Raw genomic sequence first — 15,202 nt, 5'->3', positions numbered from 1 at the left:
GGCCGGGCGGGCGAGGTCACTCGACGGTGACCGACTTGGCCAGGTTGCGGGGCTGGTCGACGTCGTGGCCGCGGGCCGAGGCGATCTCGCAGGCGAGGATCTGCAGCGGCACGGTGGTCATGAGCGGCGCGAGCAGCGTCGGCGTGGCCGGCACCGGGATCAGGTGGTCCGCGTACGCCCGGACGCCCTCGTCGCCCTCCTCGGCGATCACGATGGTGCGGGCCCCGCGGGCGCGCACCTCCTGGATGTTCGAGACGACCTTGTCGCGCATGACGCCGCGCCCGGCCGGCGACGGCACCACGCAGACGACCGGCGTGCCCTCGTCGATCAGCGCGATCGGCCCGTGCTTGAGCTCGCCGGCGGCGAAGCCCTCGGCGTGCATGTAGGCGAGCTCCTTGAGCTTGAGCGCGCCCTCCAGCGCCACGGGGTAGCCGACGTGCCGCCCGATGAACAGCACCGTCGAGGCGGTCTTGAGGTCGCGGCCCAGCGCGCGCACCTCCTCCATCGACCCCAGCAGCCGGCGCAGGCTGTCCGGAGTGTTCTGCAGCTTCTCGACCACGGCGGCGACCTCGTCGGCGTACATGACGCCGCGGATCTGGGCCAGGTGCAGGCCGATCAGGTAGCAGGCGACCAGCTGGGTGAGGAACGCCTTGGTCGACGCCACCGCGATCTCGGGGCCGCCGTGCGTGTACAGCACCGCGTCGGACTCGCGCGGGATCGTCGAGCCGTTGGTGTTGCAGATGGCCAGCACGCGCGCCTTCTGCTCCTTCGCGTGGCGCAGCGCCATCAGCGTGTCCATCGTCTCGCCCGACTGGCTGATCACGATCACCAGCGTCGAGCGGTCGAGGATCGGGTCGCGGTAACGGAACTCGCTGGCCAGCTCGACCTCGCAGGGCAGGCGCACCCAGTGCTCGATGGCGTACTTGGCGACCATGCCCGCGTTGTACGAGGTGCCGCAGGCGATGATGAAGATCTTGTCGACGTCGCGCAGGTCCTGGTCGGTCAGCCGCACCTCGTCGAGCACGATCTCGCCGCGGTCGGAGAGCCGGCCCAGCAGGGTGTCGGCGATGGCCTGCGGCTGCTCGGCGATCTCCTTGAGCATGAAGTAGTCGTAGCCGCCCTTCTCGGCGGCCGAGGCGTCCCAGTCGATGTGGAAGTGCTTGCCCTCCTGGGCCGAGCCGTCGAAACCGGTGATCTCGATGCCGGCCGGGGTGATCAGGACGACCTGGTCCTGGCCCAGCTCGATCGCGTCGCGGGTGTGCTCGATGAACGCCGAGACGTCGCTGGCCAGGAAGTTCTCGCCGTCGCCGCGGCCCACGACCAGCGGCGAGTTGCGGCGGGCGGCGACGACCGCGTCGGGCACCTCGACGTCGATGGCGAGCAGCGTGAACGCGCCCTCGAGCCGGCGCACCGTGCGGCGCATGCCCTCGGCGAGCAGCTGCGGGCCGTCCGCCATGCCCGACGCGCGCAGCTCGCGCACCTCGGCGGCGAGCAGGTGCGCGGCGCACTCGGTGTCGGTGTCGCTGGTGAACTCGACGCCGGTCGCCTCGAGCTCGGCGCGCAGCCGGGAGAAGTTCTCGATGATGCCGTTGTGGATGACCGCCACGCGGCCGTCCTGCGAGACGTGCGGGTGCGCGTTGCGGTCGGTCGGCCCGCCGTGGGTCGCCCACCGGGTGTGCCCGATGCCGGTGCGACCGGCGGCGATCCCGGGCCGGCCGGTCTCGGCGAGCGCCTTCTCCAGGTTCGCGAGCTTGCCGGCCTTCTTCTCGGTCAGGAGAGCACCGTCGTCGACGACGGCCACGCCTGCGGAGTCGTATCCGCGGTATTCCAGCCGCCGCAGTCCGTCGATAACGATGCTGAGCGCCGGCCGACCGCCGACGTACCCCACGATGCCACACATGGCCGGAAGCGTAACCGACGACCGCTCATCCGTCATGCTCGAGAAGCACCCTTTCGAGCACACGGACTGCGCAGAACGGCCCGAACGGCCGACCGTGGCATCGAACGGCTGGCGTCGCTGGCGTACCGTCGGCTACCGCGCCACGACAGCGCGCTCGCATCGGGAGAGACAGTGAGCAGCAACCAGCCGGACAATCGGCCACCGGACGACGGATCCGAGCAGACTGCGCCCCTGAACGGACCGCCCGCGCCGACGCAGCCCTGGCCGGCGCCTCCGGCCGACCCGACGGTGGACCCGACAGCGGATCCGACGGTGGACCGGCCCTATCAGGCGTTCACGCCCGGCCATGCCCCGCTGCCCCCGCCGCCGAACCCGGACTATCCGCCGACGTCCGAGTTCCCGTCCGTGCCGACCGGCGAGATGCCGCAGGCGTACGCCCCGCCCGGCTATCCCCCGCAGGGTTATGCCCCGCAGGGCTACGGCCCCCCGGGCTACGGCCCGCCGCCCGGCTACGGCCCGCCGCCCGGCTACGGCCCGCCGCCCGGCTACGGCCCGCCGCCTGCGGGGCATCCGGCTCAGCCCCCTGCGCGGGCGCCGCGCAAGAGCAGCCTGCCGATCGTCGGCGTGATCGTGGCGGTCTCGCTGCTGCTCTGCGGCGGCCTGGTCACGGCCGGCGTGATGATCACCCGCAACCTGGCCGACCGCGCCAAGGAGGCGCTGCCCGACCTGCCCACGGCGGCGCCGCAGGTCCCCGACGTGCCCGACCTGCCGACTCAGCTGCCCACTCAGCTGCCCAGCCTGCCGGCCGGCGCGCCCGACGTCACCGGTCGCAGCATCTCGGTCACGTACGAGGTGACCGGCGAGGGCCAGGCGTCGCAGATCCTCTACGTCGAGAAGCTCGGCGAGGCGCCCAAGCGGTTGCAGAACGTGGACCTGCCCTGGAAGTTCACCGCGCAGATGGAGACGCCGACGCTGGTGTCGGTGGTCGCGGTGCGCATCGGCACCTCGGAGGGCACGATCAGCTGCCGGGCGCTGGTCGACGGCGCCGAGGTGAAGCAGCGCACCTCCAGCGCCGGTACCGTCGCCACAGCGACGTGCACGCACTTTGCGATCGAGTGATGGAGAGAAGCGAGTGACGAACGACCCGCTGGTGGACCGGATGCGCCCGTTCGGCACCACGATCTTCACCGAGATGTCCGCCCTCGCGACCCGCACCGGCTCGATCAACCTGGGGCAGGGCTTCCCCGACACCGACGGGCCCGCCGAGATGCTGGCCGCCGCCGCGCGGGCCCTGCAGGAGGGCGCCAACCAGTACCCGCCGCTGCCCGGCATCCCCGCCCTGCGCGAGGCCATCGCCGCGCACGAGCAGCGGTTCTGGGGCCTCGCCCGCGACCCCGGCTCCGAGGTGGTCGTCACCGCGGGCGCCACCGAGGCGATCGCGGCCGCGATCCTGGCGCTCTGCGAGCCCGGCGACGAGGTCGTCACGTTCGAGCCCTACTACGACTCGTACGCCGCCTCGATCACCCTGGCCGGAGCCGTCCGCCGCCCGGTGACCCTGCGGCCCGGCGCCGACGGCAGGTACGCGTTCGACGAGGGCGAGCTGCGCGCCGCGTTCGGCCCGCGCACCCGCCTGGTGCTGCTCAACTCGCCGCACAACCCGACCGGCAAGGTGTTCACCGCCGCCGAGCTTGGCCTGATCGCCTCGCTGTGCCAGGAGCACGACACCTGGGCGGTGACCGACGAGGTGTACGAGCACCTGGTCTTCACCGACAGCAGCGAGCCGCACGTCCCGCTGGCGAGCCTGCCCGGCATGCGCGAGCGCACGCTGCGCATCTCGTCGGCCGGCAAGACGTTCTCGTGCACCGGGTGGAAGGTGGGCTGGGCCACCGGGCCCGCCCCGCTGGTCTCGGCCGTGACGCGGGTGAAGCAGTTCCTCACCTTCGTCAACGCCGGCCCGCTGCAACCGGCGGTGGCCGTCGCGCTGGCGCTGCCCGACAGCTACTTCGCCGGCTTCCGTGACGCGCTGCAGGCCCGCCGCGACCGCCTGACCGCCGGGCTGACCGAGGCGGGCTTCGCCGTGCTGCCCTCGGAGGGCACCTACTTCGTCACCGCCGACATCACCCCGCTGGGTGGCAGCGACGGCATCGCGTTCTGCCGCGAGCTGCCCGGGCGGTGCGGCGTCGTGGCCGTGCCCACCCAGGTCTTCTACGACAACCGGGCGGCGGGCAGCCACCTCGTCCGGTTCGCCTTCTGCAAGCGCGAAGCCGTGATCGACGAGGCTGCCCAGCGCCTCACGAAGCTAGGCGGCCGGTGACGCCGAGCGCACCTCGTCCGCGATCCGCTCGGCGACGGCGCGGGCCTGCTCCTCGGTCTCGGCCTCGACCATCACCCGGACGAGCGGCTCGGTGCCCGACGGGCGCAGCAGCACCCGGCCGGTCTCGCCCAGCTCGTTCTCGGCCAGCGCCACCGCGGCCTGCACCGCCGGGGCCGCCGCGCCCGCCTCGCGGTTGCCGACGCGTACGTTGATCAGCACCTGCGGCAGCTTGTGCACCACCGCGGCGAGGTCGGCCAGCGACTTGCCGCTCGACGCGAGCTGGGCCATCAGGTGCAGGCCGGTCAGCACGCCGTCGCCGGTCGTCGCGTACTGCGGCATCACGATGTGCCCGCTCTGCTCTCCGCCCAGCGCCAGCCCGCCCGCGTTCAGCTCCTCGAGCACGTACCGGTCGCCGACCTTGGTCTCGAGCAGCTTGACGCCGGACTGCTTCATGGCAATCCGCAGCCCCAGGTTGCTCATCACGGTCGCGACCAGCGTGTCGTCGGTCAGCGTCCCCGCGTCGCGCATCGCCAGCGCCAGGATCGCCATGATCTGGTCGCCGTCCACGACCTCGCCCGCGGCCGTCACGGCCAGGCAGCGGTCCGCGTCGCCGTCGTGGGCCAGGCCCAGGTCGGCGCCCTCGGCGAGCACGGCGTCGCGCACCTTGTCGAGGTGGGTCGAGCCGCAGTCGAGGTTGATGTTCAGGCCGTCCGGGTCGGCGTGGATCGCGATGACCTCGGCGCCCGCCTCCTCGTACGCGACCGGGGCGACCTCGCTGGCCGCGCCGTTCGCGCAGTCCACCACGACCTTGATGCCGTCGAGGCGGTGCGGGGTGGAGCCCACGAGGTGCTTGACGTAGTGCTCGGCGCCGTCGAGCAGGTCGTGCACGCGGCCGATGCCGGCGCCGGTCGGGCGGCCGACCAGCCCGTGCCCGTCCTCGATCGCCTGCTCGATCCGCTCCTCCAGCTCGTCGGGCAGCTTGGTGCCGCCCGCGGCGAAGAGCTTGATCCCGTTGTCCGGCATCGGGTTGTGCGAGGCCGAGAGCATCACGCCGAGGTCGGCGTTGGTCTGGCCGACCAGGTAGGCGACGGCCGGGGTGGGCAGCACGCCGACCCGCACCACGTTGGCGCCCGCGCTGGTCAGACCGGCGACCACGGCCGCCTCCAGCATCTCGCCGCTCGCCCGCGGGTCACGTCCGACGATCGCCAGCGGCTGGTGGCTGCTGTCGCTCTCGACCAGCACGCGCGCGGCCGCGACGGCCACGCTGAGTGCCAGCTCCGGAGTCAGATCGCCGTTCGCGAGCCCGCGTACGCCGTCGGTGCCGAAGAGTCGCCCCATGGCGGTTTCCTTTCGCCGGTCGCCGGCGACCGGGTGCGTCGTTGAGGGGAGGGAACGCAAACGGCCGGGCGGCCCCTGGTGAAACCCAGGGGCACGTCCCGGCCGTGTCAGACTCGGCGCAAAATCAGCGCTTCGAGTACTGCGGAGCCTTGCGGGCCTTCTTGAGACCGTACTTCTTGCTCTCCTTGACGCGGGCGTCACGGGTGAGGAAGCCGGCCTTCTTGAGGGCGGGGCGGTCGTCGGGCTCGTTCGTGATGAGCGCCCGGGCGATGCCGAGGCGGAGCGCGCCGGCCTGGCCGGTGATGCCACCGCCACGCAGGTTCGCGATCACGTCGAACTGCTCTTCCCGCTCCGTGGTCACGAGCGGCTCACGGATGAGCTGCTGGTGCACCTTGCTCGGGAAGTAGGCCTCGAGGTCGCGGCCGTTGCAGGTGATCTTGCCGCTGCCGGGCACGAGGCGCACCCGGACGATGGCCTCCTTGCGGCGGCCGACGGTCTGGATCGGACGGTCACCGGGACGCGGGGCGCGGACCGGGGCCGGCGCGGGCGTCTCGACGACGACGACCGTCTCAGCGGGCGTCTCGACGACGACGGCCGTCTCAGCGGGCTCCTCGACGGTCTCGACGACCTCGGGCTCGATGATGTCGGACATGCTGCTGCCTTCTCCCGCGCTCACTGCGCGATCTGGGTGATTTCGAACGGCTGGGGCTGCTGGGCGGCGTGCGGGTGCTCAGCGCCCGGGTAGACCTTGAGCTTCTTGATGATCTGCCGCGCGAGCTTGTTGTGCGGCAGCATGCCCTTGACGGCCAGCTCGATCGCCTTCTCGGGGCGCTTGCTCAGCAGCTCCTCGTAGCCGACCTGCTTGAGGCCGCCCGGGTAGCCCGAGTGGCGGTAGGCGACCTTGGTCTGCCGCTTGTTGCCGGTCAGGGCCACCTTGCCGGCGTTGATGATCACCACGAAGTCGCCGGTGTCGACATGCGGAGCGAAGGTCGGCTTGTGCTTGCCGCGCAGGAGGTTCGCGGTGTGGGTGGCCAGGCGGCCCAGAACGACGTCAGAAGCGTCGATAATGTGCCACTGACGCTCGATCTCACCCGGCTTCGGGCTGTACGTACGCACAGAATTACCTTGTCTTGTCGTCGGTCTGGGGTCGCGCGCTGGTCGCAAGCGATCGCGAACATCAAGCCTACCCTCGGAGGGCGGGCTCGCAGCTGTCGCACAACAGCAGGCAACAATACCCGGCCGCGCGGCGCGTGGTCAAAACGTGCAAGGGTCGACACGATCGGTGGCCCCGTCCAGCGCACGGACGCGACCTCCAAACATAACCGCCGTCCAGCATACTCGCCCCTCGGGACGCGCCCGACGCCGGGATCCGGGGTAGCGGAGGTCACAGGTCGATGCCTCTTAGCAGGCTTGAAACAATCGGGACGCGGGGGTGAAATTCGCCGACGGCACGCTTCGGACATGGCCGATGGTGCGGACACCCCGACGACGTGGGCCCGGCGTGGCTCCCGCGTGCGGGCAGGACGCACTATGGAGAAGCCACCGTCAGGGTTGAGGACGGACCTGACGGTGACCGCTGGACCGGCTTCCCGGTCCGGCGAGGAGGAGTCGTGGCGCGCGCCGGCCGGAGGTACGGCGGAGAACGCAGGCGTGACATGGGAGCGGGTCGACGCTGAGGACGGCGTGCTCCGAGCGTGCCCTTCGGTGGACCGGACGGCCGCGCCACGACTTCTCGTCCCCCAGCCCGGGGCGACGGCCGGATGACCGAACGCACGGGGGGAACGCGCCGGACGGTCATCACGGCCGCGGCGCTCGCGCAGCCGGCCGCGTCGCTCTCGGGCTACACGATCGGGGTCACCGCCGACCGCCGCCGCGACGAGCTGGCCGGCCTCCTCGAGGGCCGCGGCGCCCGGGTGGTCCTGGCCCCCGCGCTGCGCATCGTGCCGATCGCCGACGACGCCGAGCTCCGGGCCGCGACCCGTGCCTGCCTCGAGACCCCGCCCGACATCGTGCTGGTCAGCACCGGCATCGGCATGCGCGGCTGGCTCGAGGCCGCGGAGGGCTGGGGCCTCGCCGAGCCGCTGCGCGCGGTGCTGTCCGAGGCGTACCTCGTCGCCCGTGGCCCCAGGGCCCGAGCCGCCGTACGCTCCGCCGGCCTGCACGACCGGTGGTCCCCCGAGGGCGAGAGCTACGAGGAGGTGCTCGACCACCTCAGGGCCCGCGGTATCGCCGGTCTCACCGTGGCGATGCAGCTGCACGGCGAGAGCCAGCCCGAATACACCGAGGCCCTCGAACAGGCCGGCGCCCGCGTGATCGAGGTGCCCGTCTACCGGTGGGCGCCGCCGACCGACCCCGCGCCCCTGCACCGCCTGGTCGACCTGATCACCGCCCACCTGGTCGACGCGGTCACCTTCACCACGGCCCCGGCCGTCCAGGCGCTGCTGCGCACGGCCGGGCCGGCCTGCGAGGCGGTGCTCGACGCCTTCCGCACCGACGTGCTGGCCGCCTGCGTGGGCCCCGTGACCGCCGCTCCCCTGCGCCGCCACGACGTGCCGGTCGTCGCGCCCTCCCGGGCCCGCCTGAGCGCCCTGGTCCGCACCATCGTCGACGAGCTGCCGCAGCGTGCCGTGTCGCTCGAGGTGGCCGGTCACTCCCTGACCCTGCGCGGCCACGCCGCGATAGTCGACGGCGAGCTGCGTCCCCTGGCGCCCGCGCCCATGGCCGTGCTGCGAGCCCTCGCAGCCACACCCGGCCGCGTGCTGTCACGCGCGGCGCTCCTGCACGCCCTGCCCAGGGGCGCCGACGAGCACGCCGTCGAGATGGCCGTCGCGCGCCTGCGAGCCGGCCTGAGCGCCCCCGGGGTCATCCAGACGGTCGTCAAGCGCGGCTACCGCCTGCCCGTCTGACCGCCCGCCGACGCGCGGAGGCGCCGATCAGCCGACCGGCGCCGGGTAGCCGCCGCTCTGCTCGGCGACCAGTGTGGCCATCGCGTGTTCGACCACGTTGACGAGCACCTGCTTGACCGAGTCGCGGTGGCGGGCGTCGCACATGATCAGCGGCACGTGCGGCGGGATCGCCAGCGCCTCGCGCACCTCGTCCGGCTCGTACCGGGGTGCGCCGTCGAAGCAGTTCAGCGCCACCAGGTAGGGCAGGTGGCGGTTCTCGAAGTAGTCCAGCGGCGCGAACGCGTCTGCGATCCGGCGGGTGTCGACCAGCACGGCCGCGCCCACCGCGCCGCGGATCAGCTCGTCCCACATGAACCAGAAGCGGGTCTGCCCGGGCGTGCCGAAAAGGTAGAGGATCAGGTCGTCGGCCATCGTGATGCGGCCGAAGTCCATCGCCACCGTGGTGGTCCCCTTGCCGGGCACCTTGGACGCGTCGTCGACCCCCTGGCCGGCCGAGGTCATCACGGCCTCGGTGGTCAGCGGCTCGATCTCGGAGACCGCTCCGACCAGCGTCGTCTTGCCCACGCCGAAGCCCCCGGCGATGACGATCTTCGCGGAGGTGATCTCTCTGGGTTGCGCCCCCGCCCGCTCAGAGCTTGCGAAGTCCACTCAACACCCTTTCCAGCAGATCCATCCGCTCCGTGAACCCGGTTCGGGGAGCGGCGCTGTGCAACGACAGCAGCCCGTCGGCCACCATGTCGGCGACCAGCACCCGCGCCACACCCAGCGGCAGCCGGGTCAGCGCCGAGAGCTCGGCCAGCGATTGTGCCTTCGCCTCGCACATGGCGGCGATGCGGTATTTGTCGTGCCCGGCGAACCGGGCCTCCTGCAGGCCGGCCTGGCTGGCGACCAGGACCGCCTCGATCGGGATGTCCCGACGCGGCTCGGTGCGTCCGCGGGTGACCGCGTACGGGCGTACCAGGTTGCCTCTCGGGTCCTCCGGCTGGCCCACCGCGATCACCCCCTTCCGTCGAGCCGGCTGCTAGTGACTGACAACTTCGCGCGGCGCGGGCGACAGCGACGCGCCGACCCGTTCCACCAGCAGCGCCATCTCGTAGCCCACCTGTCCCACGTCGCAGCTGCGCGCGGCGAGCACGGCCATCGACGAGCCGTCGCTGATGGACATCAGGAACAGGTAGCCGCTGTCCATCTCGATGATCGTCTGCTGGACCTCGCCCGCGTTGAACATGCGCGACGCGCCGTCGGTCAGGCTGACCACACCGGACGTGATGGCGGCGAGCTGGTCGGCGCGGTCGGCGGGCAGGTCGCGCGACGCCGCCAGCAGCAGACCGTCGGCGGACACCGCCACGACGTGGGCGATGCCGGCGACGCTGGTCTGGAAGTTGTTGAGCAGCCAGCCCATGTCCTGCATGGTGGGGGGCCTGGTCACGGTCGGTTCTCCTTAGCCTGGGCGGCGGCCTCGGCGGTGCCATCGGTCCGGCCGCGTTGCACACCCCGGTGGTACGCGGAAAGGAGTCCGCGGACCTCGTCGGGGCTGCGACGGTTCTGAGTACTGGGCCCGGGCTGCACGCCTCCGGGCACGAGCTGCGCCTGGGGGACGCGCTTGGGCAGGCCCGACCGCGTCGTGCCGGCGTCGACCGGTTCCGCAGCCGCCATCGCCTTGACCCACCCCTCGTCGGCCGCCGTCCGCCACCGGTCCTCGGCGGCAGCGCGCGGTTTCGGCACCGACGGTCCATTGTGCCCGGTGTCCGCCGCAACCGGCGCGGCGGCCTTGGCGGGCGGGTTCACGGGGACGGAGGCCGGGGCCTTCGGCGGGACCGGAGCCGGAGCGGGAGCAGGCTGTGCGGCGGGCTTGGCCGAGCCGTTGGGCGGCGGTGCGTAACCAGCTGTCGGCATCCCCCACTCCTCCTGGCCCGACCCCTCGTGGTTGCGGAACCAGCTCTGCTGCATCTGCACGAAGATCGGGGAGTCGCCGCGCTGCTCGGGCGCCGGGCTGACCGGGGGCGCCGGAATCGGGGGCGTCGCGGCGAGCGCGGCCCCCCAGCTGCTGCCGGTCGGAGCGGGCGGCACGGAGGCGACCGGCGGCGCCGAGACGACCGGCGGCGCCGAGATCACGGGCGGCGCTGCCGACGGCGCCGGGGTCGCGGCGGCGAACCCGTTCATGGTCGCGCCGCTGTTGGTGGCGTCGATCGTCTTCGAGACCCGCGTCGGCAGCGGCGGCCGGTTCGGCGTCGGCTGTACGTCCGGGTCGGACGGCGGCCGCTGCGACGGGAACATCGGCAGCTGCGGGTGCGCACCCTGCGGCGGCGGGGCCGGCTCCTGCCACGAGTCCGGCGCGATCGCCGGCAGCGTCGCGGTGGCCGACCGGCCCGCCCGCGCGTCCCAGCCCCCGCCGTACGGGGCCGTGCTCACTTCCTGCGGCCGTGCGGGCGGGTCGAGGCGCCGGCTCGGCAGCACCACGATGCTGCTCGGCAGGGTCACCTGCGCGACGGTGCCGCCCTCGAGGTTGGCCCGCAGCTCGACGCGGATGCCGTAGCGCGCGGCGAGCCGGCCCACCACGGCGAGGCCCATCAGGCGGAACGCGGCCACGTCGACGCCCGGCGGCTCGGCCAGCCGGCGGTTGAGCTGGTCCATCTGCTCCTCGGACATGCCCAGCCCGCGGTCCTCGACCTGGATCACCACGTAGTCGCGGATCCGGCGTCCGTCGGCGACCACGATCGTGGTGGGCGGCGAGAAGCGGGTGGCGTTGTCGAGCAGCTCCGCGACCAGGCGCACCACGTCATTGACCGCGAGCGCGGCGATCGAGATGTCCGTGTCGACCGTGCCGAACTCGACGCGGTTGTAGAGCTCCACCTCGGACTGCGCGGCGCGCAGCGCGTCGACCAGCAGCGCGTCCTCGCGGCGCGGGGCGCTGGAGTCGGCGCCGGCGAGCACGAGCAGGTTCTCGTCGTTGCGGCGCATCCGGGTGGCCAGGTGGTCGAGCTCGAACAGCTGCGCCAGCCGCTTGGGGTCCTCCTCGGTGCGCTCGATCTGGTCGAGCTCGCCGATCATCCGGTCGACCAGCGACTGGCTGCGCCGGGCGAGGTTGAGGAACATGGTCGAGACGCTGGTGCGCAGCGCGGCCTGTTCGGCGGCGACGCGGACCGCCTCGCGGTGCACGACGTTGAACGCCTGGGCGACCTGGCCGATCTCGTCGCGGTTGGGCAGCTTGATCGGGTCGCGGACCTGCCGGACGATGTCGTCCGCGCCGCCCTCGCCGAGGTTGCGGGCGTCGCGCAGCCGCGCCACGGCGTCCGGCAGGTCGCGGTTGGCCACCGCGAGGGCGCCCTCGCGCAGCCGGCGCAGCGCCATGTTGAGCGAGCGGGCCAGGATGACCGCGAGCACCACGGCCACGATCAGCACGAGCACGACCAGCGCCGACTCGATCGCCGCCTGCCGTACGACGGCGTCGCGGTCGGCGGACGCCTGATCGACGACGTCGCTCTCGAGTTCCTGCTCGGCCCAGCGCATCAGGTCGACCACCGCGCCGAACGACTGGGTGATCTCGTCGGGCAGCACCGTGCCGCCGCTGCCGGCCCGGGCCAGCCGCGAGGACACGCCGTCGACCAGGTTGACGGCGTCGCCGCTGACCACGTTGTCGACGAGCGCGCGCTGCCCCGGGTCCGCGACGAGCGAGAAGGCGAGCAGCGCCTCCTGCTGGCTGGTCTGCGTCGCGATGAAGGCGGTGCGCTGCTCGGCGCTCAGGTCGCCGGTGACCCGGGCGGCGTACGAGACCGCTTCCTGCTCGGCGGTGCCGGCCTTGGCGCGGGCGAAGGCCGCGATCGCGCGCAGCCGGTCGGCGATGTCACCGTCGCCGGCGAACTGGCTGATCGCCTCGCCGTAGGCAACGAGGTCGGTGATCACCACGCTGTAGCGGGAGACCGCCTCGGCGACGGCGATGCCGTTGCGGTCGCCGACGGCCGTACGGGTGGCGTCCATCGTCCGGAGGTGGTCGTCGATGCGGTTGAGCCGGTCCAGGACCGCGCCCGGAGGGTTGCCGACGTCGGCGCGGCCGGCGCGGTAGACCTGGATCTGCGCGTCGCTCGCCCGTACCGCCGCCTGGTAGGCGCCGGTGCGCGCCTCGGTCACCGCGGGGTCGCTCCGGGAGTCGCCGAGGTACGCCGCGGCGGCCATGCGCTCGACGTGCAGGAGCTGGGTGAGCGACGAGACGTCGGTCTCCAGCTTGGTCAACTGCTCGACCCGTCCGGCGTCGGCGGCGCGGCGGCCGACGTCGACGAGACGGACGGTGGCCAGCGCGATCACGGCGACCAACGGGACCACGAGGATGAGGGCGAGCTTCGCGCGGATCCGCGCGTCCCGCAGGCGGGGAAGGACACCACGGCGCGTCACCTGGGTCGAAGATCCGGTGCTCACGACTTCTCCTCCGTGGTCATCCCCGTGTCTCTTCGCCCGCAAAACCTCGCGCGGCCCGGGAATTTCATCAGAACGCCAGTCCATTTGGGAAGTCTGGAAACACCCGGAAACGAACTCCCTGTCCGACTGCAAGCATTCCCTTCAGTTCCACTCTCGACATTCACGAAGCTTTGACGTGCACGAATATCCTCCACGCGACATTCCGTGACGATCCGATCACTGCCCACCCTCAAGATTCCAACCATTATGTGAGACACGCGTCTCGTTCCATCGATGGTGTGCCGCTTGACCAGTGGCTCTCACGTTGGCAAGGTTTGGCGCGATCGAACGGACATGCTGTCCGTGTCGGCGTGCCCGCCGGCGGGCCACGATGGTGCCGGCGCTCCTGCCTTCCCGCCCCCATAGGAGGCACCGCAGTGCGGCTCCCCCGCATCACCGCGGCAACCGCCGTGGCATCGATGCTTCTCGCCGGCGCGGCCGGCTGCTCCTCGGACGACGACGCCGCCCCCGGCGGCGCCGACGTCGTCGTGATCGCAGCCGACCTGGACAACTCGTCGCCGGTCGACTCCGCGTACGCCCGCGCCCTGCAGCTGCGGATCGAGCAGATCAACGCATCGGGGCAGCTCGGCGACCGTGAGCTGCGACTGCGCACACAGGACAACCGCAACGACCCGACCGCGTCGCTGCGCAACATCAGCACGTTCGCCGACGACCCGGCGGTGGCCGCGGTGATCACCGGCGCCTGCGACGCGTGCGTGGTCGGCGCGGCCAAGACGATCAACGACAAGAAGCTCCCGACGATCGCGCTGGCCGCCAGCGACGAGATCACCAACCCCGTGGCGGCCCGGCAGTACGTGTTCAAGCTCGGCCCGAACTCGGCCGACAACGCCGCCGCGCTCGTGAGCGAACTCACCCGCGCACGGGTGAAGAGGACCGCGATCCTGTCCACCACCGACCTGTACGGCAAGGACGCGAGCGCGGCGCTCACCGATGCCCTGCGCTCGGCCCGGATCACCGTGTCGGCCGCCCGGGCGGTCAAGCCGGCCGCGAGCGACATCGGCCAGCCCGTCGCGTCGCTGGTGGCCTCGGACCCCGACGCGCTCGTCGTGCTGACGCCGCCCGACGTGGCCCAGCAGGCCGCGATCGGCGCCCGCGCCGCCGGCTTCGGCAAGCGCCTGTACTTCGACGCGGCCGCCGCGAGCGACCTGTTCATCCCGCGAGAAGCCGCCACGGCCACGGACAACGCCACGATGGTCTTCACCCAGATCCTCGCGATCGACGACGTGATCGCGACGACCCCGGCGAAGTCCTCCCGCAAGCAGTGGTTCCGCGACTACACGTCCCGGTACGGCAGCTACTCGGGCGTCGCCTCGTTCGCCGCGGACGCCGTCGACCTGGTCGCCGACGCGGTGGCCCGGGTCGGCGCCGACCGCGCGCGGATCCGCGAGATCGTCGAGACGTCCCAGGTCGACGGGCTGTCCGGCCCGATCCGGCTCACCCCCGACAACCACTCAGGGCTGATGCCGCAGGCGCTGACCATGCTGGTCGCCCGCAGCGGCCGCTGGCGGCTCGCGTCATGATCCGGGTCGACCGGGTGTCCCGGTCGTTCAGCGGCCGCTCGGGCACCGTGGAGGCCCTGCGCGACGTCAGCCTCGAGGTCGCCGACGGCGAGTTCGTGGCCGTCGTGGGCCGCTCGGGCTGCGGCAAGTCGACGCTGCTGCGGCTGATCGCGGGCCTGCTGCCGCCCACCGGGGGCCGCGTCGAGGTGGGCGGCGAACCGGTGGTCAAGCCGCGCCGTGACGTGGCGATGATGTTCCAGCGCCCGGCCCTGCTGCCGTGGCGGTCGGTGCTCGACAACGTGCTGCTGCCCGTACAGATCTTCGGCTGGCGCAAGGCGCATTACCGCGACCGCGCGCACGAGCTGCTGGCCGTGACCGGGCTGACCGGCTTCGAGAAGCGGCTGCCGCACGAGCTCTCCGGCGGCATGCAGCAGCGCGTGGCCCTGTGCCGGGCGCTGATCGGCCGCCCCCAGGTGATGCTGATGGACGAGCCGTTCTCCGCGCTCGACCCGCTGATCCGTGAGGAGCTGTCGATCGAGCTGCAGCGCATCCACATGGAGCAGGAGGCGACCACCGTGTTCGTCACCCACTCCATCGACGAGGCCGTGCTGCTGGCCGACCGCGTGGTCGTGCTCAGCCCGCGTCCCGGCCGGGTCCGCGAGATCGTCGACGTACGCATCCCGCGGCCGCGCACGCTCGGCCGTACGGCGCACTCCGACGAGGTGGCCCGCTGCAGCGCCCTGCTCCATGATCTTTTGATGGCCTGACCATC

Annotated in this window: 13 protein-coding genes; 5 read left to right on the top strand and 8 right to left on the bottom strand. The window is 72.4% G+C overall.

Features of this window, described 5'->3' with window-relative positions:
- Positions 1-16: 16 nt before the first annotated feature.
- A complete protein-coding gene (glmS, locus tag ACSNN8_RS17120; protein WP_436650185.1) occupies positions 17-1,900 on the bottom strand; it encodes a glutamine--fructose-6-phosphate transaminase (isomerizing) in 1,884 nt (627 codons plus the stop codon).
- 312 nt (positions 1,901-2,212) lie between these two features.
- Between glmS and ACSNN8_RS17115 the strand changes: the two genes are divergently transcribed.
- Both ACSNN8_RS17115 and ACSNN8_RS17110 read left to right on the top strand, forming a co-directional pair.
- Positions 2,213-3,019 carry an MmpS family transport accessory protein gene (locus tag ACSNN8_RS17115; RefSeq protein ID WP_436650184.1) on the top strand — a complete coding sequence of 269 codons (807 nt, stop codon included), beginning with the start codon at positions 2,213-2,215 and terminating at the stop codon, positions 3,017-3,019.
- Between the two features lie 40 nt (positions 3,020-3,059).
- Positions 3,060-4,214: a pyridoxal phosphate-dependent aminotransferase gene (locus ACSNN8_RS17110; protein ID WP_436650743.1), complete on the top strand. Its 1,155-nt coding sequence runs from the start codon at positions 3,060-3,062 to the stop codon at positions 4,212-4,214.
- Here the strand turns inward: ACSNN8_RS17110 and glmM are convergent.
- The 3 genes from glmM to rplM all read right to left on the bottom strand — a co-directional run bounded on the left by glmM (position 4,200) and on the right by rplM (position 6,668).
- Complete coding sequence (gene glmM / locus ACSNN8_RS17105; RefSeq protein WP_436650183.1) at positions 4,200-5,552, bottom strand: phosphoglucosamine mutase; 1,353 nt, start codon at positions 5,550-5,552, stop codon at positions 4,200-4,202. The two genes, ACSNN8_RS17110 and glmM, sit on opposite strands and share 15 nt — an antisense overlap.
- Before the next feature lie 124 nt (positions 5,553-5,676).
- The gene (gene rpsI / locus ACSNN8_RS17100; RefSeq protein WP_436650182.1) at positions 5,677-6,204 is read right to left on the bottom strand and encodes a 30S ribosomal protein S9; all 528 of its coding nucleotides are present in this window, start codon (positions 6,202-6,204) and stop codon (positions 5,677-5,679) included.
- 20 nt (positions 6,205-6,224) lie between these two features.
- Positions 6,225-6,668, bottom strand: coding sequence for a 50S ribosomal protein L13 (gene rplM / locus ACSNN8_RS17095; RefSeq protein ID WP_133873190.1), 444 nt, complete (start codon positions 6,666-6,668; stop codon positions 6,225-6,227).
- A gap of 644 nt (positions 6,669-7,312) precedes the next feature.
- On the opposite strand from rplM, the gene ACSNN8_RS17090 reads away from it, so the two are divergent.
- Positions 7,313-8,458 carry a uroporphyrinogen-III synthase gene (locus tag ACSNN8_RS17090; RefSeq protein WP_436650181.1) on the top strand — a complete coding sequence of 382 codons (1,146 nt, stop codon included), beginning with the start codon at positions 7,313-7,315 and terminating at the stop codon, positions 8,456-8,458.
- Positions 8,459-8,485: 27 nt separating this feature from the next.
- Here the strand turns inward: ACSNN8_RS17090 and ACSNN8_RS17085 are convergent, their stop codons facing one another.
- The 4 genes from ACSNN8_RS17085 to ACSNN8_RS17070 are packed head-to-tail and all read right to left on the bottom strand — an operon-like array spanning position 8,486 to position 12,871.
- Entirely contained in the window at positions 8,486-9,106 is a 621-nt protein-coding gene (locus tag ACSNN8_RS17085; protein WP_436650180.1) for a GTP-binding protein, read from the bottom strand.
- On the bottom strand, positions 9,087-9,449 hold the full coding sequence (locus tag ACSNN8_RS17080; protein ID WP_436650179.1) for a DUF742 domain-containing protein: 363 nt from the start codon (positions 9,447-9,449) through the stop codon (positions 9,087-9,089). Before ACSNN8_RS17080 ends, ACSNN8_RS17085 begins: the two co-directional genes overlap by 20 nt.
- A gap of 30 nt (positions 9,450-9,479) precedes the next feature.
- On the bottom strand, positions 9,480-9,887 hold the full coding sequence (locus ACSNN8_RS17075; RefSeq protein WP_436650178.1) for a roadblock/LC7 domain-containing protein: 408 nt from the start codon (positions 9,885-9,887) through the stop codon (positions 9,480-9,482).
- Positions 9,884-12,871, bottom strand: a complete 2,988-nt coding sequence (locus ACSNN8_RS17070) for a nitrate- and nitrite sensing domain-containing protein (protein WP_436650177.1) — start codon at positions 12,869-12,871, stop codon at positions 9,884-9,886. The genes ACSNN8_RS17075 and ACSNN8_RS17070 overlap by 4 nt, the downstream gene beginning before the upstream one ends.
- Before the next feature lie 416 nt (positions 12,872-13,287).
- On the opposite strand from ACSNN8_RS17070, the gene ACSNN8_RS17065 reads away from it, so the two are divergent.
- Both ACSNN8_RS17065 and ACSNN8_RS17060 read left to right on the top strand, forming a co-directional pair.
- Positions 13,288-14,451, top strand: coding sequence for an ABC transporter substrate-binding protein (locus ACSNN8_RS17065; protein ID WP_436650176.1), 1,164 nt, complete (start codon positions 13,288-13,290; stop codon positions 14,449-14,451).
- Positions 14,448-15,197, top strand: a complete 750-nt coding sequence (locus ACSNN8_RS17060; RefSeq protein WP_436650175.1) for an ABC transporter ATP-binding protein — start codon at positions 14,448-14,450, stop codon at positions 15,195-15,197. The genes ACSNN8_RS17065 and ACSNN8_RS17060 overlap by 4 nt, the downstream gene beginning before the upstream one ends.
- The last annotated feature ends 5 nt before the right edge of the window (positions 15,198-15,202 follow it).

Source organism: Actinoplanes sp. URMC 104 (genome assembly GCF_051386375.1).
In the GTDB taxonomy this organism is placed as follows: Bacteria; Actinomycetota; Actinomycetes; order Mycobacteriales; family Micromonosporaceae; genus Actinoplanes.
The sequence above is the reverse complement of the archived record's forward strand: the minus strand, read 5'-3'. Positions and strand labels throughout refer to the sequence as shown.

Coding starts and splice junctions, on each gene's coding strand:
- ACSNN8_RS17090 (WP_436650181.1), top strand. CDS start 7,313: ATGACCGAACGCACGGGGGGAACGCGCCGGACGGTCATCACGGCCGCG.
- rpsI (WP_436650182.1), bottom strand. CDS start 6,204: ATGTCCGACATCATCGAGCCCGAGGTCGTCGAGACCGTCGAGGAGCCC.
- ACSNN8_RS17110 (WP_436650743.1), top strand. CDS start 3,060: ATGCGCCCGTTCGGCACCACGATCTTCACCGAGATGTCCGCCCTCGCG.
- glmS (WP_436650185.1), bottom strand. CDS start 1,900: ATGTGTGGCATCGTGGGGTACGTCGGCGGTCGGCCGGCGCTCAGCATC.
- glmM (WP_436650183.1), bottom strand. CDS start 5,552: ATGGGGCGACTCTTCGGCACCGACGGCGTACGCGGGCTCGCGAACGGC.
- ACSNN8_RS17060 (WP_436650175.1), top strand. CDS start 14,448: ATGATCCGGGTCGACCGGGTGTCCCGGTCGTTCAGCGGCCGCTCGGGC.